The sequence below is a fragment of the Cupriavidus sp. 21MJTG02-4 genome, assembly GCF_057798975.1.
Genome location: NZ_JBYOJP010000022.1, coordinates 68,749 through 93,999, shown reverse-complemented (window position 1 = coordinate 93,999; position 25,251 = coordinate 68,749). Strand labels below are relative to the sequence as shown.

Below are 25,251 nucleotides of genomic sequence, written 5' to 3'. Positions count from 1 at the left end.
GTTCTCCCGCTGGAAGCGGAATCTTTGAAACCGCAGCTTTCCGAAGCCAGATCGCTGCGTAGCGCTCAATCTGACAGCGTCAGCCCCCGAAGAACATTCTCCGTATGCTCGCCGAGCAGCGGCGCACGGGCGCGCACGTTGGCGGCCGAAACCCCAAATGTCACCGGAAAATTCATTTGTCGGACCAGGCCAAACTCCGGGTCCTCATGGTCGACATAAACACCACAGTTCTTGACCTGGGGGTCCTCGAAGAACTCTTGGAGGGTATAGATCGGCCCAAGCGCGACGCCCTCGGCCTCGGCCCGGCCCAGCAGTTCCGCGCGCGTCATGTTCTTTGCATCCCGCGCCAGCTCCCGCCACATGTCACCGTTCTTTGAGATTCGCTGACCCGCTGACTTCCAATCGGTGCACTCCAGCAAGTCCTCTCGCCCGAAGACTCTGCAGGCCGCAGCAAACTGCGTATCGGTTTGAATATGACCGATCACCCACCCGTCTGCGGTACGAAGCGGATGATGAATGTCCAGGGGTGGAGTCTTCTGTGCGTCCGGGTCTTGAAACGTGTGATTCGCGATATTGTCCGTAAGACCGAACCAGGAGAATGCATTCAACAAGGATGCATCTATGCTCTGCCCCCGACCACCGTGTCGCTCCCGAAAGAGAAGCGCGCCAAGAATGGCACTTGCCGTAATTGTGGCGGTCGATTTGTCCACCAGCAGGTTGCGCACTGGCTCTGGTTCGCCGCCACGCCCCTGCAAGTACATGACGCCACTCATACCCTGAAGGACGTGATCGTAGGCGGGCTTTGAAGCGTAAGGCCCGGACGTCCCGAATCCGGAAATGGAGGCGTAAATGAGCTTTGGGTTGTCTTGCCGCAACTGCTCATAACCCAGGCCAAGCCGGTCCATCGCCCCCGGACGAAAATTGTGGATCAATACGTCGGCGGACAAGACCAAGTTGCGAGCTGCGTCCTTGTCGCTATCCGTTTTCAGATCCAGGACCACGCTCTTCTTATGGCGATTTACCGTCATGAATAACGCGCTCATCCCCTTGTGGAAAGGCCCGACCTTTCGCATCGGATCGCCTTCTGGCGGCTCGATCTTGATGACATCCGCTCCCATGTCCGCCAGGATCTGGCCCGCCATCGGACTCGATATCATCGAGCCGAACTCAACAACGCGGAGCCCGGAACACGGTCCGCCTACGTTCGATTCCTTGTTCATCTTCCCTCCAACATTCTGCCAAATTGGCCTCGCGCGCTGATAACTCAACGTAACTGCGCAATACCAATTGCCCGCCGTCTTGCCCTAGCGCTCGCGAGAACGCTTCATACACCACTCACATCACGAGCCTCAAAAGCGATAGCCAATGCCCACGAAGAATGCGATCGGATCGGCCGTGATTCGAGTCTTGTTCTCCAGCACTACAGAGCCGTTTTGAGCGATCGAGTTGAACGAAGCAGTTGTCTTCACCGGCAGATAGGTAACCGAGCCTGTTAAGGACCATCGCTTCGCAAAGTTGTATGTCGCGCCAAGGGTAACGACAGGGTTCCAAGAGGAACTGAGCGAAGCATGTACGCTGCCGCCCGGACCGGCCACCTGACCCAAGGCGCCTGCAAGCGTCGGATGCAAGTCGACGTTTGTGAACCAGGTGTAGTTGATACCCGCGCCGACGTATGGGCGGATTACGCTCTCTGGTGATCCGAAATAGTATTTGGCCAAGAGCATTGGCGCCCATACCCGAGCGGAAGCGACCGGCTGCAGTGGGCCGAGCGGCAACGCTGGACCTCCGCTCCCGAACGGGGCCATATTGCCCTGCGCAGCGAGATGCAATGTCGGCGGGATGCCCAGTACGGCCTCGGCCGCAATATGATCCGTAATGAAGTACGTGAGCGGCAAATGAACCGCAAATGTGTTGTGAACCTGCGCGTCCGTTCCCGCCGAATCGAACGTACCCAAAGCCGAACTGCTCCGGATCTCCTGCGAGTGGGACCATGGAAAGCTGATCCACGCAGCGCCAGCTGTCACCATGAAACTGCCAGCGCTTTGCGCACGCGCAAATGTGGCCATGAAGGCGCTGGCAAAAAGCCAGGCCAATAGAAATCGAGTTGGGGTTTTCAAGGTTGTCTCCAATATTCTATGAGTCCTGATTTTTCTGGCAGATAGTGTCCTATCCAGCTATCGGTACTCACGATCTATGTGTATTTATCCGCGAATTACTTTTCGCGATTTATTATCTCTACCCTACCTTGCGTTCTTCAAGAGCTTGACCACAGTCAGTAAATATCAGCGCCCCTCCTCTGCATCCCTTCCATCCACAAATTTGTCGTAATAGATGTCTTCCAGGGATACACCGCACCGCGAGAGACTTTCAATGCTGGCGTCGATCATCGGGGGCGGCCCGCACAGATACGCTTCGGCTCCACTAGCCCTCGCCGTTGTGATGAAATCGCTAACCAAACCGCGTGCGCCCGACCAGTTAGTGTCGGCGGGTTCGTGCGACAAAACCGGAAGAAACTCGAACGGCTCCGGCCAGGACTTAGCGAGGTCGTCGATTGCAGCCAGCATGTACAGGTCAGCTTGCGTACGTGCGCCAAAGAGCAGGGTGCATGCGCGGCGAACCCGGTTCTTCCTCGCTTCTTCCAGAATGCTCAGCATCGGTGCGAGCCCGCTGCCTCCCACCACGCAAACCATTGGGGCATTGCTGCCGCGCAGATAGAAGCCGCCATGGGGACCATCGATAGCCAGAGGCACGTGGGCGAGTTGGCCCTCAAACAACGCCCGCGTGAACGCGCCGCCCGGTACCTTCCGGATAAAGAACATGACTTCTGACCTGCCGTTTCGATCTGGCGGCTGGGCGAACGAATAGTGCCGCCCTCTGGGCAGGCCAGGCGCAACAACGCGCGCATATTGGCCGGCCACATATGTCATCGGGCGGTCTACCCGTACCGTGACCTGCACAATATCGTGTGTCAGTTCCTCCGTGGCGACAATACTGCCCGCGAACGACTCTGGCGCGGGCAGATCGACAGTTGCCGGAAGCTCGACCACAGTAAGGTTGTCCCGCGGAAACGCCTGGCAGGCCAGAATGTATCCCGCCTGGAGCTCTTCCCTCGAAAGCGTGTAGCCAAACGGCGTCGCCTCTCTGACGCGCCCTTCCTTCAGCTTGGTCTTGCACGACGCGCAGGTGCCAACCGTGCAGTTGTGCGGATAGGGAACACCATTGGCCAGCGCCGCCTCAAGCAGGGTCTGGCCGGCGGCAATCTCGATCGTCTTTTCTTCCGGCAAGATGCGCATCTGTTTCTTTGTGGAAGAACGCGAAAGCAGAGAATCAAAGAACTTTCTCATGAGCGAATTGACTTGGAATTACTAAAGGCGCGGGAATCGTCGGGGCGTGAGGAAAATGCCGCGCAGGCAAGCATAAGGACCGCGATCAGCGACACCATGACAAAGACGAGCCCCGGAATCAGCCCGATGACCGATAACAAGCTGGGAGGTCCAAACCGGTTGTCGCCGAATGTCAGTGCCCGATTTGGAGAAAAGATGGCTGCCCAGTAAAACACCGTGTTGGCCCAACCGGTACAGACAAACAACCATCCCACGACGCGCGCGCGCTGCTCGTTCGCCTGCAGAATTGGCAGGACCAAGGCGATCAGCAAGATGAGAAACGCGTTAAGCATGCCACCAAGATGCGTACGCACCCAGGCATCTGTCGGCCCGGGAAGCTGGAACGATAGAAGCTTGCCGGGCCACCACTCCACGCCCCCAATTAAACTGATCAGCAATCCCACGCCAGCAATCATTCCAATGAACAAAATGAGCATCGCATGACCAACCATGCGCCGTTGAATCTCTACTAACATTCGGAGTTTCCCTCTTGAAGGCATGTTCGCAAGAAAGGGGCGGAGCTGTAGCCGCCTACTCACCATCTCAGCTAGAAACGGGGTCGCTAGCCGGCGAGTTTGCAAGCCAGTCTTCCCACCCGGCCAGACGGTTCTGTTGTGCCGCAAGGCGGCGCTCGTCCGCCGTGGCCCATTCGTTGTCCCATTTCCTGAGTGCCGGCTTGATGATCAGCTTGAACCAAACAGGCGGTACCAGGGCAGCCATGAAGCAGACGAACACGCTCGGCATGCGAATCGCTTCGCGGTGTGGCACCAAATCGTAGAACGCAAGATATGAGTTCAAATGGTGATCGGCGTGGTTGGTAATTTCAAACGCGAGCAGCCGCGATAGCACGCCAAAATGATTCCATACGTGACGCCGCTCGATTGGAGATCCCGGTACACGCACCTGGCCGTAATGCTGGAAATAGTTAAACGTCTCCACCCAGAAGCGCGCGATCACCATCCCGGCAAGCGTCAACACCACTGCGTGCCATCCGCCAATCAAGAAGATCAACGACTGAAAGATCGCCTGAGCGAGAATCGCGCGCCACAGATGGTGTCGAATCGACCAGCGGGAGAAGCCCCGCTTTTCCAACGCATCCGATTCGATCCGTTGTGCCAACGCCGTTGATTCCCAGACAGCTTTCGGCGCGAACGAATACAACGTGGAGCCACGCGGCGCGGTATCGCTGTCCTCCACTGTACCCACATCGCGGTGATGACTTACAACGTGCGCTTCCATGCGAGTCGCATCAAGAAACACAATCTGGCAATAGCGGCCCACGAAGCGCCCGATGCGGCCGCGCGCATGGTAAAGCTCATGCGTCGCAGGAACGCCAGGCAACACGGACAGCCACGCGCATCCCATCACGCCGGCCAGCACCTGCCACGCACTCAGCTCGTGATGCGTGAGAGACCATGCGAACGCCAGATACATCGCGGGGCTAAGCAAGGTCGAGATCCAAACCGGAACGTAGGCCCAGGCCTTGCTGCCGATCCGGCGCGCACTCAAATCCAGGGGTAGCACCGTATCGAGCACTGCCATCAACGGGAAGAATGCAATACCAATCCAGACGTAATCCCCACCCAGATAGAAGCCCGCGATGCTGAGAAGCTGGCTCAGCGGGGCCGCATAATACTTCAGGTAATCCCACATGTCTTTCTCCACAAGCCCGCTCCGGCGAGCTTTCAAATTGGATTCAGTCGTCAAGCAGCGCGCAGATGGACTTGGTTTCCGTATAGGCCAGCAGCCCCTCTTCCGACACTTCCCTACCCCAACCTGATTGCTTAAATCCGCCGAATGGCATGGCCGCATCGATCACGCCGTGACAGTTGATCCAGACAGAACCTGCCTGCAGGCGGTGAGCGACCCGATGTGCACGCTTGATGTCTCGGGTCCAGATATTTGCGGCCAGACCGTACGTGGTGTCGTTAGCGAGCCGCGTGACCTCCTCGACATCCTTAAAGCGCATCACGCTGACGACCGGACCGAAGATCTCTTCCTTCACGATCTTCATGGAAGGGTTGGCATTGGCGAAAATGGTCGGCTCAACGAAGTAGCCCTTGTCGCCAACCTTCTTGCCGCCGTAAACGAGGTCGGCGCCCTGGGCCTGCCCCGATGCAATGTAGTCAAGTACGCGGCTCTGCTGCTTAGCAGAAACCAGCGGCCCCATCATCGTGTCGGCTTCTAGGCCGTTGCCGACCTTGAACTGCGACGCGGCGCCGGCCACCGCGTCGATGACTTTGTCATAGACGGCGTCTTGCACGAACAGCCGGGTCGCTGCAAAGCAGATCTGCCCAGAGTTAAAGAAGACGGCCAACGCCGCGCCCAATCCGACCTGGTCGAGATCGGCGTCGTCGAAGACGATGCTTGGTGACTTTCCGCCCAGTTCGAGCGTGACCCGCTTCATGTTCCCAAGCGAGTACTCGACAATCCTCTTTCCGACCTCGGTAGAGCCGGTAAAGGTGACCTTGTCCACGCCGACATGCTGGGCTAGCGCGGCGCCGGCTTCGTGGCCGTAGCCGTTGACGATATTGAGCGCGCCTTCTGGCAGCCCGGCTTCCAGACACAGCTCGGCAAGCCGTATCGTGCTAAGCGGAGTCAATTCAGTCGGCTTGAGCACTACCGTGCAGCCAGCGGCCAGCGCTGATGCAATTTTCCACGCGCCAAGCGCCAGCGGATAGTTCCACGGGGTGATTGCGCCCACCACGCCGAGTGGTTCGTGTCGCGTGTAAGCGTGATACTCCTTGCCGTCGAAGGAGACCGGGAGGGTCCGGCCTGCAATCTTCGAGCACCACCCGCCCATGTAGCGAAACACGTCGATCGTAGACGGCAGGTCGAGCATCTTCGCAAAAGTAACGGCCTTGCCGGTGTCTACCGATTCGAGATATGCCAACTCGTCGGCATGCTCCTCTAGCTTGCACGCAATCCTCTCGAGCAGGCGTCCGCGATCAATCGGGCGCATCCTGTTCCACGCACGGCTCTCGAACGTGGCACGCGCCACTCGCACCGCACGGTCTATGTCCTCCGCCCCGCTACGGGGCACGCGGGCAATCAATTCCTCCGTAGCCGGATTCTCCACATCGATCGTCTCTCCGGATACGCTCGAAACCCACTCTCCACCGATGAGGTTCCTGCTTTCCGCTGCCTTGATTCGCGATCCAACGTCAACGACACTGACCATCTGCTTGTCTCCAATATTTCTTTCGCTGCGATACCGCCCTTCACGCCTTTACAGGCTCATGAAGATGCCGCCGTCCACAACAATGTTTTGTCCATTGACCGTCGACGACTCGTCGCTCGCGAGCCAAAGCGCTGCGCCGGCGATGTCTTCTGGCTTCTGGGCGCGCTCGATCGTGCGCATCTGTGCCGCCACCGCTTCGAATTGTTCGTGCTGCGCCTTGTTCGCTAGCGCATTTGGCGAATGGATGTAGCCAGGCGAAATGGCATTGACAGTGATGCCTGATTTTGTAGCAGCCAGTTCTCGTGCCATCGCACGCGTCATCGCCGCCACGGCCCCCTTGCTGGACACGTAATGCAGCATGAACGGAATGCCGATGTGCGCGATTACCGAGGCGATGTTGATGATCCTTCCGCCGCCCTGCTCGCGCATCGCGGGAGTGACTGCACTGGCGCACAGCCATGGCCCGAGCACGTTGACGGCCATGAGCTTCTGCCAGTCTGAAACAGCAAGCTCTTCCATCGGCGTGTAGTTGAGTCCGGTAAAGATGCCAGCGTTGTTGACAAGAATGTCGATGCGGCCGAAATGCTCGAGCACCGTTGATGCCATCGCACGCGTGCTCTGCTGGTCCGAAACGTCGGTGGTGACACCTTTCGCACGCTCGCCAAGTTCGGCTGCAGCCTCCTGCGCGCCGCGTAGGTCTGCGATCACAACCTTCGCACCTGAATTGAGATATGCCTCAGCAATTGCGCGGCCGATGCCAGTGGCGCCGCCAGTGATAACTGCAACCTTGTCACTCAATCTCATCGATGTCTCCCTGGTTTTGTTGATTGATCTTCCGCCGCGAGGTAACTCAGATATTGCGTCGCACAAATCGAGGCGGCATCATGTGATCAATTGAAGCGGTAGAAGCCGCCCTTCTCCCCATCCGAAAGGATGGGGTCGGCTAAGGACAAACCCGAGGCGAAAAAGCGAAGCTGCTCATACAAAATCGTTGCCCGAGCCCTGTGGGTTTTGCAGCCCCGGAAACATCGGTTCTTTATCGACAATCAATGAGTCTGATGACGCGAGATGAATGGTCCCGGGGCCGCTTTGCGCCCCCGGATTTCGGCTTCCAATACGTGCCGACACAAGCACTCTCCACACTCGAGACGCGCGCACTACCCCGCTTGACGGTTGTTTGCGCGCCGCCCGGCTATGGCAAGACGGTGCTGCTGAGTCGACTACTCAAGCAACGGCGCGCGCACGGAGAACGTTGCCTTTGGCTAACTCTTGACGATCGCAATCGCGATGTACTCTCGTTGCTTGCTCTGCTTCGCGGAGCGCTCGTGCGCGAAGCGAAAGAACACGAGCTTGTTTCCCCCGGCGCTGAAGCTGATGCACACGCCACCCCGGCCGAGATGATGGACGTGTCTCAAACACTGAATGCGGTGGTGGAACACATTAGCTGCTTGCCAGGAAAGACAGTGCTGTTCATCGACAATCTCGGCGTCTGCGAGGACCCCCTGCTTCCTGAGCTTGTCAAGGATCTGCTGCTGCACAGCAGCCCCAATGTGCATCTCGTGGTCTCGAGCACGAGGACCCTGCCGATCGACGCTAGCCGTCTCAAACTCGAGATCGACGTGTTAGAGCTCAGTGAAAGGGAGCTGTGTTTTGATGGCAATGCGACCCGTCGTCTGTTTCAGATGGCGGGCTTCCCGGCGCTCGGGGCACAGACGTTGGATGAAATACAGGCGCAGACGGAAGGCTGGCCAGCCGCTGTGCGTCTGTTGCAGGTACTGATGTCAGAGGAACGCAATCTCAATGCCGATTCGGCGAACTCAAACGTGCCTCCAACCTTGATTCGCCGTTTCAACGGCGACCAGCGCGAGGTGGCCCGCGTGCTCACCGAGCGCGTGCTCGCCCGCATCGGCGCCGACCAGCTCCACTTTTTAATGGAAATCGCGCTGGTGCGTGAATTCAGCGTGGAACTCGCACAATTCATGACCGGATACGACGAGGCGCGCTCGTGGCTCGACGATCTGGTGCAGCGTAACGTCTTGATTTTCCACGTGGATCAAGACCGTCGTTGGTTCCGCTTCCATACGTTGCTGCGGGAGTATCTGCTGAAGGAGGGAAAAGAACGGATCGGCGCCGCACGGCGCATGGAGGTACTGCAGAAGGTCGCACACTGGCATCTAAGCCGCGATGATCACGTCGCGGCGCTAGTCAGCGCGCTCGACGCCCCCGACATCGAGCTCGCACAGGACTTGATCGGTCGGGTCGCAAGAGAGGTTGCGGCGGATCGTGGGCAGATGACGCTGCTGGTTGAATGGGCGGACCGGCTGATTGCGCTCGGCGGCAAGTTACCGCTCCAGGCCCAGGGCTGGTACATCTGGGCCCTCTGCCATCTGATGCAGTACGAACGAGCGCGCTTTGCGCTTGACGCATTTGACCGTCGCCTGTCGGAAACCAAAGGCCAAGACGCGCTCGACTCAAGCGCAGACTCCGATCTTGCGTTTCTCAAGATCGTGCTGGCCGTATCCCTCGATACACTCGACATCGCTTATGCTGAAGCACTGACGTGGCTTAAGCACGATCCGCATTACGACCCGCTCCGTACCGGAACGGTCGCCGCGGTCGCGGCGATGGCGGATCTGGATCGCGGCGATCTCGCTGAAGCGCAGCAGCATCTCGATCTCGCGGAAGGTGCGATCGAGCGTTCGCAGAGCACATTCTTGCGCGCGTGGATCGGCATTCTTCGTGCGACGCTGGAACTCTCGCGCGCGAGACCCGACATGGCCGACCGCTTGCTGCGCAGCGCACGCGAAGCCGTCACGCCGCAAATCGGCGAGAGTGCGAGTATCGTCGCGACCATCGATTTCGTGCGCGCGAAGGTGTTGGTCGACCTAGGCGATATGCCACAAGCGCATGCGCCCGCGCTGCATGGACTCGCACGCGGACATCACTATGGGGTGGCAATGACCGCCGAGCTCGGTCTCGGTGGATGCGTCGCGCTGCTCGCCCAACATGCCATGGGCGGACTTGCGGACGACGTCCTCGACGAAACCGCCCGGCGCTACCCGCCGCGCGTGATGGCCATGTTGTCGGCGCAACGTCTGCGTCATCAGCTTCGTGCGGACCATGACTTGGATGAAGGAAGCGTTGCTCGCCGCCTCCTCCCCCCCGCTGATTCGGCCTTTTCGCTGCCGATGCGCGAGAGAGGCGACTGGTTGCTTGCCCGCATCGAACTGATGATCGCGAAAGGACAACTCGAACAAGCGCGCGACGCTATCGAAACTGAGCTCAAGCTTGCCCAAGCACAGGGGCGAGATAGCGATCGTGTCTCGCTGCTGCTTGCGGCAATGGACGCGTTGGTAAGACTCGGACGATGGCGCGACGCCGTGCGGGCGCTAGCCAGAGCTATTGCAATCGCGTGCCCAGGAAATCTGATCTACCCGTTCCTGCTCTATGAAAATGTTGTCGCGAACATTCTCGAACAGGTGACCATGCGCGACTTTGGTTTTGTTCGCGCTTGCGAGATCAATTTCCTCAAACACATCCGCGCGCGCATAGTCAGGTCCGACTCGTCCATCGTACGTGAGCGCGACTCCTTCGGCGAACTCCAACCCCTCACTGAACGCGAAACCCAGCTGCTTCGACTGATCAACGAGGGCCTGAGCAACCAGGAATTGGCCGACCGGTTATCGGTCAGCCTGCCCACCGTAAAATGGCATCTGAAGAACCTCTACAGCAAGCTCGAGGTACGCAATCGATCGGCAGCACTAAGCAAGGCGCGAGAATACGGTCTCATCACCCTGTCCTGAGGTGCTGATGCGCCTTGGGTCAGACTGATGCAAAGGACTGGCTCCCTCGCACAGGACAATGCATACACGACGATGCCCGAGCAGTGCGCGAGACCCGACCGCATTGCCGCCCAAGACGGAGCCCTGCTCGGGATCCACGTAGGCGTCACCAATACTCCGGGATGGAGATAGCTGCTGACGTCGATCCGCCAGTGCGCCCGCCTCATGACCACCATCCCACCGATCGGCGGCGTGATTGCCCGGATTGTCCTGGCCGAAGCCGGCGCTCGGTTAGTCGTTTTCGTGCCGGATAGTCGCACGTAGGAAGTCCTGCGTGCGTAGGAATGCCAGCCGTGCGTCTTCAGCGTTATGGCGATCCGTGTCACCGGGGCGATCAAACGCCGCGCCACTCTGATAAGAACAAATCTCGAGCCCGGCTACCTTTTCCCGATACTCGCGCACCAGTTCATCGGGAAGCCCGCCATCCGCGACGCCGTAATGCAAGAGCATGGGCGGTTGGTTCCCGCCTGCACCGGGAATCTTGTCGAAGGGGCCGAAGTAGCTAACGCAGGGCGTAGATAGCGATTGCGCCGCATGCAGTGCCACCGTCCCACCCCAGCCATAGCCCACAAGCGCTACGGCACCTGCATGTCCGATGGCATCCATAGCGCATGCCACCAATTCTGCTGCGACCTCGACCCCAAGCGCCTGAGCGAGGGCAGTTCCTCGGCGCAAGGACTCAAGGCCATAGCCAAGCTCGACTTCACGTTCAAGCTTGTCGAATAGCGCAGGTACGACTGTCAGGTATCCGGCGATGGCAAAGCGCTCGGCGATCGCCTGCATGTCACTATTTACACCAAACACATCGGGGACAAGAACGACACCGCCGTTCGGCCTGTCGTCTGGCTCCGCCACCCATCCGTTCATCCAGCCGTGGCTGGTTACCATGTTGTTCCAATGACTCATCACACTTCTCTCAACTACAAACAGGTCCTCGTGCTTTCTGGGCGCGGATACCCGTCGCTACGTCGAGTTGGCAACCAGGTTCCACGCCCCTTCTCCCTCAAAAAATGTGTTTGAGGCCAGCCATCAGGCCAAGCTGGTTTCCACCAGGTGCAGGATTGGTTCCAGCCTGCCCCGAATTGATGGAAAGCGCGAGATTGCCACCGTTAATGATGTAGCCAACCGTCCCGTACAGGGAAGTGCGCTTGGTGAAGGCATATGTCGCTCGGCCAACAAGCACCCACGCCTTGTTGTCGCTGTTGTGGAAACGTTGGTAGATGGCCTCTGCATCCAGGCTGACTGCCGGTGCGATCGGGTACGAGGTGCCGAGCCAATACATATCGCTCACTGGCGTTTTGCTGGCTTCGTTGTCGCGGCGTAGCCATCCCGCAGCAACCTTCCCCTGACCGACCAGGAAGTAACCACTGACGGCGAGCCGGTCATCCTTGAGGGAACTCGAAGTCAGACCACCAAATGCTCCTGGGCCGCCTCTTTGAGAGTCATACGCCACACCGATGTTCCATTTGGCGGCGTCATACATCAGCATGGCTGACCACTCGCGGCAAGCTCGCTGGTCCGCTGGATTTTCGCCTGCGCAGTTTGTACCCGATGGGCTCGGACCGGCATTGACGGTGTCTCGCCCGAAGCTGTACGTCGTCCCGACCGTCAACCCGCCGAATTTGCCTTTGTATGACACGGCATTATCAGCCCTGGCATTAGGCAAGTACGAGTCGAGCGAACCTGAGCCAAAAATGTTCGGTCCCAGCAATTCCGAGTCCAGCAACGAGTAGAACAGCATGGTGTACTGCCGACCGAGCGCGATCTGGCCCCAATTACCGGCGATGCCGACAAGTGCCTGGCGGCCAAACAGTCTTCCCCCTTGGTTGGACACGCCAGTATCCGGTGCGAAACCAGACTCTAGCCAGAATACAGCCTTGTTTCCCCCACCCAAGTCTTCGCTACCTCGCAAGCCCCAACGTGACGGTACCGTTCCGGAAATGCCCGGCATCAACGTGACGGAGTTTCGATTTGCCCCCACCCCGTTCACGAATGCAACACCGGTATCAACGACTCCATAGAGCGTAGCGTTTGACTGAGCCGAGGCGCAGATTGGAAGCGCAAAGGCGCAGGCGCCAAGCGCCGTCCGAACATTCATTGTTTGTCTCCTGAGGTCTTCTTCTTTTCCACCATCCGCAGCGATCTGTGCCCGGCACACAGCATTCCCCCCTTGTCATGAAGGACGCCGTTCCGTGCGGAGCGGTGCGGTCAACCGCCGATAACAGACCGACTAGTCTGTTTGTTGATGGTAGGGGTGGCCTGCGTAGGTGTCAACGACAGTGGAATTCAGTGAATACCCTGAGATGTGCTGGATGTTTGCCATTCGCGCGAGCGTGGAAGAGCGGTTCTCGCAACCGTCAGAGCGTTATCTGGCAAGGCTTCTGCAGGCGTTCACCGCGTCGACGTCACTTGGGGTCTTGCTGCTCTGCAGCATGAAAGGAGGTTGACATCCGCAGGGTTCGATACAAGAATTCGCTCAAACAACCAAACAGACAGACTCGTCGGTTTGTATGCGAACGGAGACAGACTCAGAATGGACCAAGGCATCAACAGAATTGTTATCGTCGGCGCCGGACAAGCTGGTACAACCGTCGCATTCGGCTTGCGCAAGGCGGGATTCGATGGCGACATCACCATAGTGGGTGAAGAAGCCCACTTGCCATATGAGCGCCCTCAGCTCTCGAAAGAGATGCTGCAACAGGAGCGCCCCCCCCTTCGACCAATGAAGGCCGAGGCGGACTACGAAGGCCAGAAGATTCACCTAAACCTTGGCCGCAGGGTTGTGGATACGGATGCAAACGAGCGTCGTGTCCTGCTGGACGATGGTCGTGCTATTGACTTCGACCGCCTTGTCATTGCCACCGGAGTAAACCCTCGCCAACTGCCTGATTCGCTACACGACCCAGTTCGCGTGCATTACCTGCGCACTGTTGACGATGCAGACAAACTTCGCGCAGACCTCGAGGCGGGCAAGTCCATTGCGATTGTCGGAGGCGGCGTCATCGGCTTGGAGGTCGCCATGGCTGCACGTGCAATGGGCTGCACGGTGACTCTCTTAGAGGCGGCTGACAGGCTGATGTCACGAAGCGTGGACGAAGTCGTCTCGCGGTATCTCGACCAAGCGCATAGAGCCAATGGCGTCGACATTCGCTACGGCGTACAGGCTACTGAACTGCTCGGCGACGGGACCTTAAAGCTGTCCGACGGCAGCATCGTCCCTGCCGAAAGTGTCTTGGTCGGAATTGGCGTTACCCCGAACGTGGGCGGCTTCGCACATCTCGGTATTACGGACGCTGCGGGCGTTCGCGTCGATCCGTGCGGCCAGACCGCCATCGCGGGCATCTTCGCCACCGGTGACATCGCATCGCAGCCGAATGGCACTGGCTTTGGACGAGTCGAGACATGGGCGAACGCCCAGGATCATGCCATCAATCTGGTCAAGAACCTCTTGGGCGAGTCCGCACCCTACGAGTCGCCAGTGTGGTTCTGGTCCGACCAGGGACACATCAATCTCCAGGTCATAGGCAATGCAACCCAAGGAACGCGTGTCATCCGCGGTGATGAACATGGTGACTCCTTCAGTGTCTTCCGCCTCGACGAAAACAATCGTGTCACCGGGTGCACATCCGTCAATGCCCCCAAAGACATGGCAGTCGCACGCCGCTGGGTGAAGCTTGGCACCCAAGTCGATGTGAATCGACTTGCGGACACCGCCACCCCACTACGCAACAGCGCACTTTGAGCGCATTCGGTCAGACCCACAAGGAAAGCATCATGGAAAACAACAGGAAACTGGTGGAGATTGACGAGCAAAATCTCAATTTCCGCGTCGCCCGAGAAACATTCGTTAGCGACCCCATTCTCGCCGAAGAGTACGAGAAGATTTTCGACACGTGCTGGCTGTATGTCGGCCACGTCTCAGAGTTCAAGAAGGCGGGAGACTTTGTCACGCGAACCATCGCTCGCCGCAATCTCCTCGTGACCATGGGAACGGACGGCAAAATCAACGCCTTCTTTAACACGTGTCCCCACCGTGGCGCGACCGTGTGCCGGGAACGCTCCGGCAATTCCAAGAACTTTCAGTGCTTCTACCACGGCTGGGTGTTCGGCTGCGACGGCAACCTGAAGAGTCAGCCTGGCAAGGAGCGGTATTGTGCCGACTTCGCTGCGACCGGCGCAGGTAACCTCGTGCCGGTGCCCCGCTTCGACATCTACGCGGGCTTCTGCTTCGTCAGCTTTAACCCGGAAGTCGAACCGCTCCCCGACTACCTGGCAGGTGCCAAGGAGTATTTGGACCTCATCTCGAAGTACTCGGAAAGCGGCATGGGCATCTCGCAAGGGACGCAAGAGTACGCCATTCGTGCCAACTGGAAGCTGCTGGTGGAGAACAGCGTGGATGGATATCACGCCGTCAGCACGCATGCGACCTACCTCGACTACCTCAAGAACACCAACGGCGGGCTCTCGAGCACGAAGCTGGAAGGCACGAGCCGCGATCTCGGCAATGGGCATGCGGTACTTGAGTACACAGCACCGTGGGGCCGCCCCATTGCATCCTGGATTCCGCTGTGGGGCGAGGAGGGAAAGAAGGAAATCGACCAAATCTACGCCCGCCTAGTTGAACTGCACGGCGAGTCCATGGCTGACCGCATGGCACACAAGAATCGAAACCTTTTGATTTTCCCGAACCTGGTCATCAACGACATCATGGCGATTACCGTGCGGACCTTCTATCCGCAATCGCCCAACTACATGCTGGTGAACGGCTGGTCCCTGGCACCCAACGAAGAGTCCGCATGGGCGCGCAAGTTCCGGCTCAGCAATTTCCTTGAATTCCTCGGCCCGGGCGGCTTCGCCACGCCCGATGACGTCGAGGCACTGGAGTCGTGCCAGAACGGGTTCAACAACTACAGGCTGGTCCCGTGGAGTGATATCTCCAAGGGTATGGGCAAGGAAACTCCAAACTACGACGACGAGCTCCAGATGCGCGCGTTCTGGACACGCTGGAACCAGTGCATCAGCAGTGCTTCCCAAAGTCCGTCCAACGAACAGCCCGTCCGCTGGGCTGCCAAAGTTTAAGGAGCCCAAAATGAGCGCCGTCGCAATTGAGAAAGAACCTGTTGTAGTGCCGTCGTCCAGCGATTTCGCGGCATTTGTCACCCGCACGGAGGTAGAAGACCTCCTTTTTCATGAGGCAGAACTGCTGGACACATGGCAGCTTCGTGACTGGTTGGAACTCTTCACCGACGACGGTGAATACTATGTTCCCGCGACTGACCTGCCGCGGGATGCCAGCGCAGACGACAGCCTCTTTTACATCGCTGACAACCACGTTCGCCTGCAAGAGCGCGTCGTTCGCTTGATGAAAAAGACTGCTCACTCGGAGTATCCACGCTCTCGCACCCGTCATCTGGTCAGCAACGTACGCATCCTCGCCGCCAGTGAAGATGAAATCAGGGTTGCAGCAGCATTTGCGACGTACCGGATGAAGTTCGGCAATAGCGATGCGTATATCGGCAGTACGCACTATCGCCTGCGTCGCATCGACGGGACGCTGCGCATTGTCGAGAAGCGTTGCTTCCTGGACCTTGAAGCCCTGCGACCCCATGGCCGCGTGAGCATCATCCTTTGAGTGGAGCGGTCATGGACATTACACTTCCCTTCCGCCACAAGAAGCTCGGCTACGCGGCGCTCAACGTGACCGACCTGTCGCGTTCGATCAAATTCTACGAGGAGATCGTCGGGCTGGAGGTCGTGCACAGCGACGCCAATGTGGCATACCTCCGATGCAGTCGTGACCATCACAACATCCTGCTCTACCAGGCTAAAGAGCACGGCCTGAAACGTGTTGGATTTGAGCTCGAGCAGGAAAGCGACGTACGCGCAGCCTACGACCATTTTACGAAGCTCGAAATGGCACCAGTTTGGGTTCCTCAAGAGGAAGCCCAACAAATGAAACAGGGGCTGGGCTTTCGCGTCCGCGAAAGGCATTCCGGCCTCCTGTTCGAGCTGTTCGCCGGCAACTTGCATCTCAGCAGGCCCTTTGTGCCGACCGTCGCCAAGATCGCTCGGATTGGCCACGTGGTTATCGGCTCCGAAAACTTCGAGGCGAGTCGAGACTCCCTGGTACGGGACTTCGGATTCCGCATTTCTGACCTCATCGAGGACCGCATCGTCTTCATGCGCTGTCATCCGAATCCGTTCCACCACACCTTTGCAGTCGGCCCGGCAAGCAGTAGCCATTTTCATCACGTGAACTTCATGGTGACGGACATCGATGACATTGGCAAAGCGCTCTACCGAATCAAGAAACATGATGTGAAGGTGGTATTCGGGCCAGGCCGTCACCCGCCTTCTGACAGCGTCTTCTTCTACTTCCTTGATCCAGACGGAATGACCGTTGAATACAGCTTTGGCATGGAGGAATTCGCAGAGCACGGGGCACGGCCGCCGCGCTACCTCGAGCCCGTACCCGAGTCGCTCGACACCTGGGGTGCCGTGCCCGACGGGCAGTTTGGCCGCAGCGGCCCCATTGAGAAGGAATCATCAGTAACTCCGACGAAGCTGGAGGTGGCCGCGTGAACAAGATGAATACCAGTCAACCTAGCCTCGAAGGACAAGTGGCCGTTGTTACTGGCGGCGCGCACGGCATTGGCCTTGGCATCGTCGAGAGATTGCTGCGGTTGGGTGCCAAGGTTGTGGCCTCCGACATCGACTACGACGGACTGTCCGCCACCCGTGAAAAGCTGTCTGCAAGCTTCGGAAGTGCCATCGCGACGCACGCAGCAGACCTATCGGAGGAGCAAGGTGCGCAGCAGCTTCGCGCTGCGACACTCGAACAGTTTGGACCGGCCGACATCCTGGTCAATTGCGCGGGTGGCGGCGTGATTCGGCCATTCCTCGACCATACGCCCGAAACGCTGAAAGCAACCATCGACAGGAACCTGTGGACCGTCCTCTGGTGCTGCCGCGCCTTCCTCCCAGACATGGTCGCAGGGAAGTACGGCCGAATCATCAACATTGGCGCTGATTCGGTTCGAAACGGCTTGCCCGCGCATGCTGCTTACAACGCGGCAAAAGGAGGCATGCATGCGCTTACCACCGGCTTGGCCAGGGAGTTCGCTCGGCAAGGAATCACAGTCAACACCGTTGCCCCGTGCGCGGTGAACACAGAGGTCTGGGCGAAGGTGGCCAAGACCAACCCGGCCCTCGCCCAAGAGTTCTTGGATGTCATTCCAATGGGACGCGTGGGAGAGATTGAAGAAGTCGCCTCGATGGTTGGGTATCTGGCGTTGCCGGAAGCCGCTTTTGTCACCGGCCAGGTGATCAGCGTCAACGGCGGCAGCACCATGCTGTGAGAAGCAATATGAGTATGACTACCGAAATGATTGATGTGTGCGCAACCGATGACGTCGTCGAAGGGGAGATCCGCCGCGGTACGCTGCCATGCGGCCACAACGTCGCAATCTACTGTGTCAACGGCGAATTCTTCGCGACCGATGACATTTGCTCCCATGGTGAAGCCTCCTTGTCGGAAGACGGCTCGCTAGATGGCTACGAGGTGGAATGTAGTTGGCACTTCGGTCGTTTCGACGTGCGCAATGGTCATCCCTGCGCGATGCCATGTGAGCACGCGCTTCGCAGCTGGCCGGTGAAAATCGAGCAAGGCCGCGTCTTCATCGATGCTGGAGCTCATTCGCTATGATTGCTCAAGATATGGCGAGCCTCGAGCGGCGGGTGCGGGTCGCGGCCCGTGCACTCGCCCGGCATCAGTTGGTCCAGGCGTGGGGCCACTGCAGCGCGCGAATCGACGATCGCACATTCCTGGTTTGCGCATCCCAACCAATGGGCGTAATCGCCGTTGGAGAGCCGGGCACGGTGGTTGACATCAATGCACCGCTTCCTCCTGGCGTTCTGGGGGAGGTCCGTATCCACCAGCAGATCTACAAGCGTCGTCCAGATGTGGGTGGAGTTTGCCGGGTAATGCCTCCCCATACGATGGCGCTCTCCACTCTCAAGGCGGTGCCCACGCCGCGGCATGGGGTCGGCGCGTTCAACGCTGCGTGCAAGCTCTGGGAGGATTCTCGCCTGCTTCGCGACGATGGCCTCGCCGCGGAGCTCGCCATCCATCTCGCCGATGCGCCATCGCTGGTTATGCGAGCCAATGGCGCTGTCACTGTCGGTCCGAGCATCGAGCTTGCGGCTGGCTTTGCCTGGTGCCTGGAAGATGCTGCCCGGATAGAAATAATGGTGCGAGCCGCAGCGGCAACCCAAGACGCCGATTCAGCATGCTTGACCCAAGAGGAAGTCGGCTTGCGCCAGGTCAGCTCGGGCGCTGTATTCGAACGCCTTTGGAGCTACATGTGCTACGGCGACCCCGAAGTCGTCGAGGGCGAAGGTGAGTTTCCCCCGCCTCAATGGGGGACAGCGCCATGAGCGCTAGAGACTTCGCGCTATTTGTAACGGAGGATTCGGCTCCAAACTTCTCCCATTATTGCAAAGTGGGCGTCCGGAGTGTTGTAATATCAACCCCGGTAAGAGCGGCCAGCCACGATGACAGAAAAGGTTCCAGAACGACGACGCACCCAAGCCGAGCGGAGCGAGGAAACGCGCGCACGGATTTTGGACGCTGCCGTCAGCGAGCTGTTGAACAAGGGCTATGCTGGATTCCGGGTCGACAAGGTCGCGCTGGCTGCCCAAGTATCGCGCGGCGCCCAAACACACCACTTCCCAACCAAGGAAGACTTGGTTTTGGGCGCCCTGCAGAAGCTGTATCAGGCATCAACCGAAGCCAGTACGATGCTCATCGACCGTCTCGGGCGGGGAGACGACGTCCTGGAAGCACTGATGCAGGATTCTGCCAAGTTCTACCTAGGGCCGAACTTCATTATCTCGATGTCGCTGCTGAATCTTGGCGAGCACGAGCCCGAACTTCGGCAAAAAGTGCGCGCAATGTCACGCAAGTATCGGCTGCCTATCGAGAAAGCCTGGCTCGAAGCACTACTTCGCTCCGGATTGGCGGAGGAAGCGGCTCGTACGGTACTGAATATCACTCAGAGCATCTATCGCGGGATGACCATGCGAAGATTCCTTCGCAACGACCCGGAGTACGCACGCTTCACAATCGACCAGTGGTCGAAAATCGCCCGCGCGTACATCGACACCCAAACCACGTCGCGCTAAAGCGCGTCGGCGCAAAGCCGTCCTCGGCAAAGTCCCCATTCTTTGTACCTCTCCCCTACGGTCTCCGCAGGGGTGGGCTTGGCATGCCCGCTCGGCTAGTAGCCCAGAGCGAGGCTGCGCCTAGCCACGCCAATTTACGGCCGCTTCATCCTTCGGCCCGACTCCCCAAATCAGCTTTCGCCCCTGCGACCTTCGGCAGGGCAGGCTTCGCTGTGTCCCCCTCTTTCATTAAGGAAAAGCTATGAGTCTCTGGCTTGATATGCTCGGCGCGGAAATCCGCTATGTCGACACGAAGAACTTCGGCACCATCCGTATCGCCGAGGCCGGGAAAGGTAATCCCGAAACCATCATCTTCCAGCATGGCCTCAATGGCCACCTGGAGGCATATGCGAAGAACATCGTTCCCCTGTCCAAGGACTTCCATGTCGTCGCATTCGACTACGTGGGTCACGGCTTGTCCAGCAAGCCGGTGCGCCAGTACACGCCGATGATGCTGGCCGAGCAGCTCGGTGAATTGATGGATGCCCTGGGTATTGAGAAGGCGCATTTGTCGGGGGAATCATTGGGTGGCTGGGTGTCAGGTCACTTTGCTGCCGCGAATCCACACCGAGTCGGACGCTTGATGCTAAACACCGCCGGCGGCATCCCAATCATTACAGAAAAGGGAAAGCAGGACCTGCAGACCTTTATCGGTCTCAACAAGCGGAACATCGACAACACCCCGACCTACGACTCGGTGCAAGCGCGGATGCACTGGCTCATGCATCCCAACAACCGTCACCTCGTCGATGCCGAGCTTGTCGATTTGCGCCTGGGCGTCTACCTCCGCCCGGAAAGCCGCGCCGTCCTGCCGAAGCTCAATGAAATCATTGAACATCACGACGACTATTTGCTACCACTGGAGAAGCTTCCCGAAGGGACCCTTTTTCTTTGGACGCACGACAATCCGATTCACGATACAGAGTCGGTCAAGGCCGCACAAGCCAGAGTTCCGGGAAGCATCCTCTATTTCATGACGAGCGATGCAGCTCACTGGCCGCAATACGAAGCCATCGAAGAGTTTAACGCCTTGGCCACTAAATTCTTCAAGACGGGAACCATCGAATGAGCGCGGCAATGATAAATCCAGAACACGTGATTGCTGACATGCTGTGGCAAGCTCAGCAGCAAATGACCCCGTGCGCCCCCATTCGCGACCTGTTCGACGACGCCAAGACAAAGGAGGCACTCGCCTACGAAGTGCAGCAGGTGAACATCCGGCGCCGAGTCTCGGCCGGCCGAAGAATCGTCGGCCGGAAAATCGGTCTCACTTCGCCCGCGGTACAGAAGCAACTCGGCGTTGACCGCCCGGACTTTGGCACGCTTCTCGACGATATGGCGGTCGTCGATGGTGAGCCAATTGATACATCGCGGCTGCTGCAGCCCAAGGTCGAAGCCGAGATTGCCCTTGTGCTGGAAAAGGACCTACTCCATGAGAGGCATACCGTCGCCGACCTGATCGGAGCCACCGCATATGCATTGGCGGCCATCGAGGTTGTCGCCAGTCGCATTGCGGACTGGAATATTCGCTTCCTGGACACCGTCGCAGACAACGCATCTTCTGGCATGTTCGTGCTTGGCACCCAACCTGTATCGCTGTCGAATATCGACCTTGGGGGCGCATCGATGCGAATGACGTGCGGGGAGAAGGTTGTCTCCCAAGGCGCCGGCGCCGCTTGCTTGGGCAATCCGCTTAACGCGGCGCGCTGGCTCGCAGACACGCTTGTTCAACTTGGCACTCCGCTACGCGCAGGCGATGTGATTCTGACCGGGGCTCTCGGACCCATGGTGGCAGCGCAAGCTGACCACACCTATATTGCGAGCATCGAAGGATTCTCCCCGGTACGGGCAATCTTTTCCTGACCAGGACCCGATCATGAGCTTGAACGAAAACAAGCAATAGGTGGCCATTATCGGTTCGGGCGATATCGGAACCGACCTGATGGTGAAAATCCTGCGCCACGGCAAACACATCAAGATGGGCTAGCCGTGAACTAAATCTATTGAAACGCAGAACGGGGCCGTCCTTCAGACAGGGCCCCTTTTTCTTGCCTGCAAAACGTTCCGCGCTGAAAGAAGCCACCCTGCCGCTGTTGCAACGAGAAGGTAATAATGGACGCAGCAGACGACATCATGCGTCCGCTGCAGAACCGCCTGGTGCGGGGCGGTCGCCGGCAACCAAGCCACCGTTGATCTTCCAACGTTGCAGCGTGCTGCACGGTAATGCCGGTCACGTCGTAGGCCAAGCACAGGCGCGCTCCGGCTGAGTGAGCAGTCTCGAAATGGCGGACGTCATTTGGCGATTTACCAGGCCGATCATACGTTCTCGTCCTTGTCCTTTGGAAAGTCGCTTCAGGCTTTCTAGATAGCACCAACAAGGCGGCGACTTCGACCAGCGCCTTCTCCTTGCGGCGCAGCTCACGCTCGAGTTGGCGAGCGCTGAGATGATGTGGGCGGCCGTCGTGCCGGCCAATGCCAAATTACCCGCCTGCCTCGACCGACCCCGTGAACACCAAAAGTCGCCGCACAATGTGAAAAGACCCGGCCGCTCATGCGACCGGGTCGTCAAAGCTCGCCCTTCACGCTACGCTGTTCGATTCCTCGCGAGGACCCTAACTGAACTGCGTTCCTTTCGCAGCCTGCCAATTGAACTGGCGGGGAGCGGGCTACGCTTCCAGCCAACGCGTCAGCTCACACGATGCCGAGTGCGTGACTTCAGCGGATGGCGTTCCTCGATATTGTCGACCAGTTACCCCGCCCAGCCGATCAGCGCATCCCTTCGCAGAATCGCTAGCGAACACGCAGATCGCTCCGATTCTTGCCGCCCCCGATCCGCATAGTCTTCGTCCCGGATGAACCCGATCTGGTGCAATATGCAAAGACACTTACTTCAAGTCAAATCCGAGATAACCCCCTTGCGCCACTCCCTCGCACGCGGAAATATAATTTTTAATGCCTCCGGCATATGCCAGAATTTCCCGCTTCTTTCCTGGCACATTGGCACCGACATACCAGCTATCCGCACCTTCCAAAACGGTTCCCCTGATGACATCCTTCACTGTTATGGACCAACGCTCAGCATATTCAGGATTGATATCACAGCGCTTTAGATCGCGATTATTAATATGATTAATAAGACTCGAAATCCATTCAACTTGGTACTCGTTTGCCATTACCACATTAACCAATACCGAAGGGCTCTGTGGTCCGCCAATCATGAAAAAATTGGGAAATCCAGGTACACCAATACCAAGATACGTAGAAACACCATCCGCCCAAGCATCTTTAATACTTTTGCCATCAATCCCTCTGACATCGATCTCTGTCAGCGCACCAGTGAGTGCGTCGAATCCAGACGCGCAAATCATCACATCTAATTCTATCTCTTCGCCATTCACCAAAACACCTTTTTCCGTGAATTGCTCGATCGGCGAAGATTTTACATCAACAACCTTAACATTATCTCTATTAAATGTCTCATAGAAATTTGTTCCAATGCAAATTCGCTTAGTCCCGAACGAGAACTTTGGCGTTAGCAATTCTGCAATCTCCTTATTCTCGACCGATTCGAGCACCCTCTCCCTCAGAAAATCAGAGATTTCACCATTTATCTCCTTGTTCGTCATGACATCCGAGAATGCCCGAGGCATTACAGTCCCACCAAACTCCCAACGCGTTTTCATGATTTCCAGCCGCTCATCACGAGAAAAATGATGACCAGGGAAATTTCTAGTCCCCATCATTTCCTCGTTCATAAATACATCGCCGGATCCGACAACCTCGAAGGTGCGTAGTTTGGCCCTCACGCCCTCTTTAATCTCACTCCACTTCTCGTGATCATCTTCCGTCAAGGGGCGATTCTTCGCAGGCGCATAAAAATTTGGCGTTCGTACAAAAACCAACAACTCCTTCGCCGTCTCAGCCACAACGGGAATTAATTGCGTACCCGACGACCCAGTGCCCAGAACACCAACGCGCTTGCCCGCGAAATCTGGCTCTTCACGCGAAGGCCACATTGCCGTATGAATTAGCTGCCCACGGAACTTCTCCCGCCCGGGAATATTTGGCCAAATTGGCGCAGATATCGGACCAGCGGCCGACACAAAGTATTTTGCTCGAAATTCCCTCCCATCTTCGACGCGAAAGTGCCAAAGATCTTCGACATCCGAATAGACCGCCTCTACCAAACGTGTATTAAATTTATAGTGCTTTCTAAGATCCAATCTGTCACAAACGAACTTCAAGTATCGTTGAATCTCTGGCTGAGCAGCATATCTCTCTGACCACCTCCACTCAGCATCAATGATTGGAGAAAATGAATATGAATAAACAAGGCTTTCAACATCGCATCTTGCGCCAGGATATCGATTCCAATACCACGCCCCCCCAGCATCAGAACCCGCCTCGATCCCAATAACATTGAGCCCAGTAGATCGCAATTCGTGGACCATATGAAGCCCACCAAAACCCGCACCCAAAACAAGCGCATCGAACTTTTCGACCACATCAACTTTGTTTGACGTTGCAATTCCCACCACGGCCATCTCCTATTGATAATAGTAAATTTCATCACAGCCATCTGCAGCGTGCCTCAGGTCATACTGACCTTCCCAAATGTGCGCATCGCTGTGACACATGCCAGCACTGAGCACCTTCAGCAAGCCTTCCGTGCCAGCGGGAACCGGCGCCGGCTTGTCAACAAGTTGCAGGTTCTGAAGCCCTGCAAAGGTACACAGTTCATTTCATCTTCTAATGCTGACCTGATCTATTCAGTCAGGCGGCCGTGAAACCACCATCGGCGAGATAGAATGCGCCCGTTATGAACGACGCACGTGCCGAAAGCAGAAACGCGATCAGCTCCGCGATTTCTTCCGGTTCACCAAGTCGACCCGCCGGCGTAGCTGCTGATATGCGAGCAAGAGCCGAATCTTCTAGCACTTGGAGCAAGGGCGTGCGGATATAGCCTGGCCCAATGGCATTGATACGCAGATCCTTGTTCGCATATGCTAGAGCTGCACTGCGAGTCAGACCAATCACCGCATGCTTGGCAGCGGTGTATGCGGGGGACAAGGCCGATCCCACTTGCCCCAACACCGAGGCCACGTTAACGATCGCGCCACCGCCTGAGGCCAACAAGGCTGGAATCTGGCTGCGCATTGCAAAAAAAACGCCATTGATGTTGTGGTCGATCACGCGCAGCCAGTCCTCGGTCGTCTGGTCAGCCAGTGGCGCCTGCTTGCCCGAGATACCGGCGTTGTTGACCGCGAAGTGCAAGGCACCAAAGGCCTCGACCGCGCGCGACACCAACTCGTCCATGTCGTCAGGTTTGCATACATCGGCCATGCATCCAATCACCTGCGCACCCTCGAGGCGCAGAGCATCGGCAGCCGCTTCTACTTTGGGGCCTGAGATGTCGGCCAGAACAACACGGGCGCCAGCGGCGGCCAGCCTGCGTCCCACGGCCAGTCCAATACCCGACGCGCCACCGGTGACCAATGCCACGCGGCCGGCGAGCCCTTCATCCGGCGTTGGGATCATCGACAGATCGACAAGGGTGCGATTGACGACCCTGCCGCCCTCACGATAGCGTTCACGCACACAAAGCCAGCACCTACGAGGAAAA

The 25,251-nt window shown here is 57.9% G+C and carries 22 protein-coding genes and 1 pseudogene; 11 read left to right on the top strand and 12 right to left on the bottom strand.

The window, feature by feature from the left end; genetic code table 11:
* Window positions 1–65: 65 nt before the first annotated feature.
* The 7 genes from AC3FKH_RS30715 to AC3FKH_RS30685 all read right to left on the bottom strand — a co-directional run bounded on the left by AC3FKH_RS30715 (window position 66) and on the right by AC3FKH_RS30685 (window position 7,368).
* Window positions 66–1,220 (bottom strand): CaiB/BaiF CoA transferase family protein, encoded by a 1,155-nt coding sequence (locus AC3FKH_RS30715; protein WP_488679461.1) that lies wholly within the window; start codon window positions 1,218–1,220, stop codon window positions 66–68.
* Between the two features lie 129 nt (window positions 1,221–1,349).
* Window positions 1,350–2,117, bottom strand: coding sequence for an OmpW/AlkL family protein (locus AC3FKH_RS30710; protein ID WP_488679460.1), 768 nt, complete (start codon window positions 2,115–2,117; stop codon window positions 1,350–1,352).
* 165 nt (window positions 2,118–2,282) lie between these two features.
* Window positions 2,283–3,344 (bottom strand): 2Fe-2S iron-sulfur cluster-binding protein, encoded by a 1,062-nt coding sequence (locus AC3FKH_RS30705; RefSeq protein ID WP_488679459.1) that lies wholly within the window; start codon window positions 3,342–3,344, stop codon window positions 2,283–2,285.
* Window positions 3,341–3,859, bottom strand: coding sequence for a styrene-oxide isomerase StyC (gene styC, locus AC3FKH_RS30700; protein WP_488679458.1), 519 nt, complete (start codon window positions 3,857–3,859; stop codon window positions 3,341–3,343). The genes AC3FKH_RS30705 and styC overlap by 4 nt, the downstream gene beginning before the upstream one ends.
* A gap of 67 nt (window positions 3,860–3,926) precedes the next feature.
* Window positions 3,927–5,036: an alkane 1-monooxygenase gene (locus AC3FKH_RS30695; protein WP_488679457.1), complete on the bottom strand. Its 1,110-nt coding sequence runs from the start codon at window positions 5,034–5,036 to the stop codon at window positions 3,927–3,929.
* A gap of 43 nt (window positions 5,037–5,079) precedes the next feature.
* Window positions 5,080–6,564 carry an aldehyde dehydrogenase family protein gene (locus AC3FKH_RS30690; protein WP_488679456.1) on the bottom strand — a complete coding sequence of 495 codons (1,485 nt, stop codon included), beginning with the start codon at window positions 6,562–6,564 and terminating at the stop codon, window positions 5,080–5,082.
* Window positions 6,565–6,612: 48 nt separating this feature from the next.
* Window positions 6,613–7,368 carry an SDR family NAD(P)-dependent oxidoreductase gene (locus AC3FKH_RS30685; protein WP_488679455.1) on the bottom strand — a complete coding sequence of 252 codons (756 nt, stop codon included), beginning with the start codon at window positions 7,366–7,368 and terminating at the stop codon, window positions 6,613–6,615.
* A 245-nt stretch (window positions 7,369–7,613) separates the two neighbouring features.
* Between AC3FKH_RS30685 and AC3FKH_RS30680 the strand changes: the two genes are divergently transcribed.
* Complete coding sequence (locus AC3FKH_RS30680) at window positions 7,614–10,367, top strand: winged helix-turn-helix domain-containing protein (protein WP_488679454.1); 2,754 nt, start codon at window positions 7,614–7,616, stop codon at window positions 10,365–10,367.
* Between the two features lie 270 nt (window positions 10,368–10,637).
* On the opposite strand, the gene AC3FKH_RS30675 is transcribed toward AC3FKH_RS30680, so the two are convergent.
* Entirely contained in the window at window positions 10,638–11,312 is a 675-nt protein-coding gene (locus AC3FKH_RS30675; protein ID WP_488679453.1) for a dienelactone hydrolase family protein, read from the bottom strand.
* A gap of 97 nt (window positions 11,313–11,409) precedes the next feature.
* Window positions 11,410–12,504, bottom strand: a complete 1,095-nt coding sequence (locus tag AC3FKH_RS30670) for a porin (protein WP_488679452.1) — start codon at window positions 12,502–12,504, stop codon at window positions 11,410–11,412.
* 435 nt (window positions 12,505–12,939) lie between these two features.
* On the opposite strand from AC3FKH_RS30670, the gene AC3FKH_RS30665 reads away from it, so the two are divergent.
* The 10 genes from AC3FKH_RS30665 (at window position 12,940) to AC3FKH_RS30620 (ending at window position 21,491) form a co-directional block, all read left to right on the top strand.
* Window positions 12,940–14,148: an NAD(P)/FAD-dependent oxidoreductase gene (locus AC3FKH_RS30665; protein WP_488679451.1), complete on the top strand. Its 1,209-nt coding sequence runs from the start codon at window positions 12,940–12,942 to the stop codon at window positions 14,146–14,148.
* A 32-nt stretch (window positions 14,149–14,180) separates the two neighbouring features.
* On the top strand, window positions 14,181–15,485 hold the full coding sequence (locus AC3FKH_RS30660; protein WP_488679450.1) for an aromatic ring-hydroxylating oxygenase subunit alpha: 1,305 nt from the start codon (window positions 14,181–14,183) through the stop codon (window positions 15,483–15,485).
* Between the two features lie 10 nt (window positions 15,486–15,495).
* Window positions 15,496–16,038: an aromatic-ring-hydroxylating dioxygenase subunit beta gene (locus tag AC3FKH_RS30655; protein ID WP_488679449.1), complete on the top strand. Its 543-nt coding sequence runs from the start codon at window positions 15,496–15,498 to the stop codon at window positions 16,036–16,038.
* A gap of 11 nt (window positions 16,039–16,049) precedes the next feature.
* Window positions 16,050–16,988 (top strand): VOC family protein, encoded by a 939-nt coding sequence (locus AC3FKH_RS30650; protein ID WP_488679448.1) that lies wholly within the window; start codon window positions 16,050–16,052, stop codon window positions 16,986–16,988.
* Window positions 16,989–16,993: 5 nt separating this feature from the next.
* Entirely contained in the window at window positions 16,994–17,764 is a 771-nt protein-coding gene (locus tag AC3FKH_RS30645) for an SDR family oxidoreductase (protein ID WP_488679467.1), read from the top strand.
* An 8-nt stretch (window positions 17,765–17,772) separates the two neighbouring features.
* Entirely contained in the window at window positions 17,773–18,111 is a 339-nt protein-coding gene (locus AC3FKH_RS30640; RefSeq protein WP_488679447.1) for a non-heme iron oxygenase ferredoxin subunit, read from the top strand.
* Complete coding sequence (locus AC3FKH_RS30635) at window positions 18,108–18,842, top strand: class II aldolase/adducin family protein (protein WP_488679446.1); 735 nt, start codon at window positions 18,108–18,110, stop codon at window positions 18,840–18,842. The genes AC3FKH_RS30640 and AC3FKH_RS30635 overlap by 4 nt, the downstream gene beginning before the upstream one ends.
* 117 nt (window positions 18,843–18,959) lie before the next feature.
* Window positions 18,960–19,589, top strand: coding sequence for a TetR/AcrR family transcriptional regulator (locus tag AC3FKH_RS30630; RefSeq protein WP_488679445.1), 630 nt, complete (start codon window positions 18,960–18,962; stop codon window positions 19,587–19,589).
* A gap of 241 nt (window positions 19,590–19,830) precedes the next feature.
* Window positions 19,831–20,697 (top strand): alpha/beta fold hydrolase, encoded by an 867-nt coding sequence (locus AC3FKH_RS30625; protein WP_488679444.1) that lies wholly within the window; start codon window positions 19,831–19,833, stop codon window positions 20,695–20,697.
* Window positions 20,694–21,491, top strand: a complete 798-nt coding sequence (locus tag AC3FKH_RS30620; RefSeq protein ID WP_488679443.1) for a 2-keto-4-pentenoate hydratase — start codon at window positions 20,694–20,696, stop codon at window positions 21,489–21,491. The genes AC3FKH_RS30625 and AC3FKH_RS30620 overlap by 4 nt, the downstream gene beginning before the upstream one ends.
* A 274-nt stretch (window positions 21,492–21,765) precedes the next feature.
* Here AC3FKH_RS30620 and AC3FKH_RS30615 read toward each other — a convergent pair.
* The 3 genes and pseudogenes from AC3FKH_RS30615 to AC3FKH_RS30605 form a co-directional block, all read right to left on the bottom strand.
* Window positions 21,766–22,063 (bottom strand): annotated as a pseudogene (locus tag AC3FKH_RS30615) (IS3-like element ISAzo10 family transposase); the annotation flags it as partial.
* A 450-nt stretch (window positions 22,064–22,513) separates the two neighbouring features.
* Window positions 22,514–24,166, bottom strand: a complete 1,653-nt coding sequence (locus AC3FKH_RS30610) for a flavin-containing monooxygenase (protein WP_488679442.1) — start codon at window positions 24,164–24,166, stop codon at window positions 22,514–22,516.
* Between the two features lie 235 nt (window positions 24,167–24,401).
* Window positions 24,402–25,226 carry an SDR family NAD(P)-dependent oxidoreductase gene (locus AC3FKH_RS30605; protein ID WP_488679441.1) on the bottom strand — a complete coding sequence of 275 codons (825 nt, stop codon included), beginning with the start codon at window positions 25,224–25,226 and terminating at the stop codon, window positions 24,402–24,404.
* Between the last annotated feature and the right edge of the window lie 25 nt (window positions 25,227–25,251).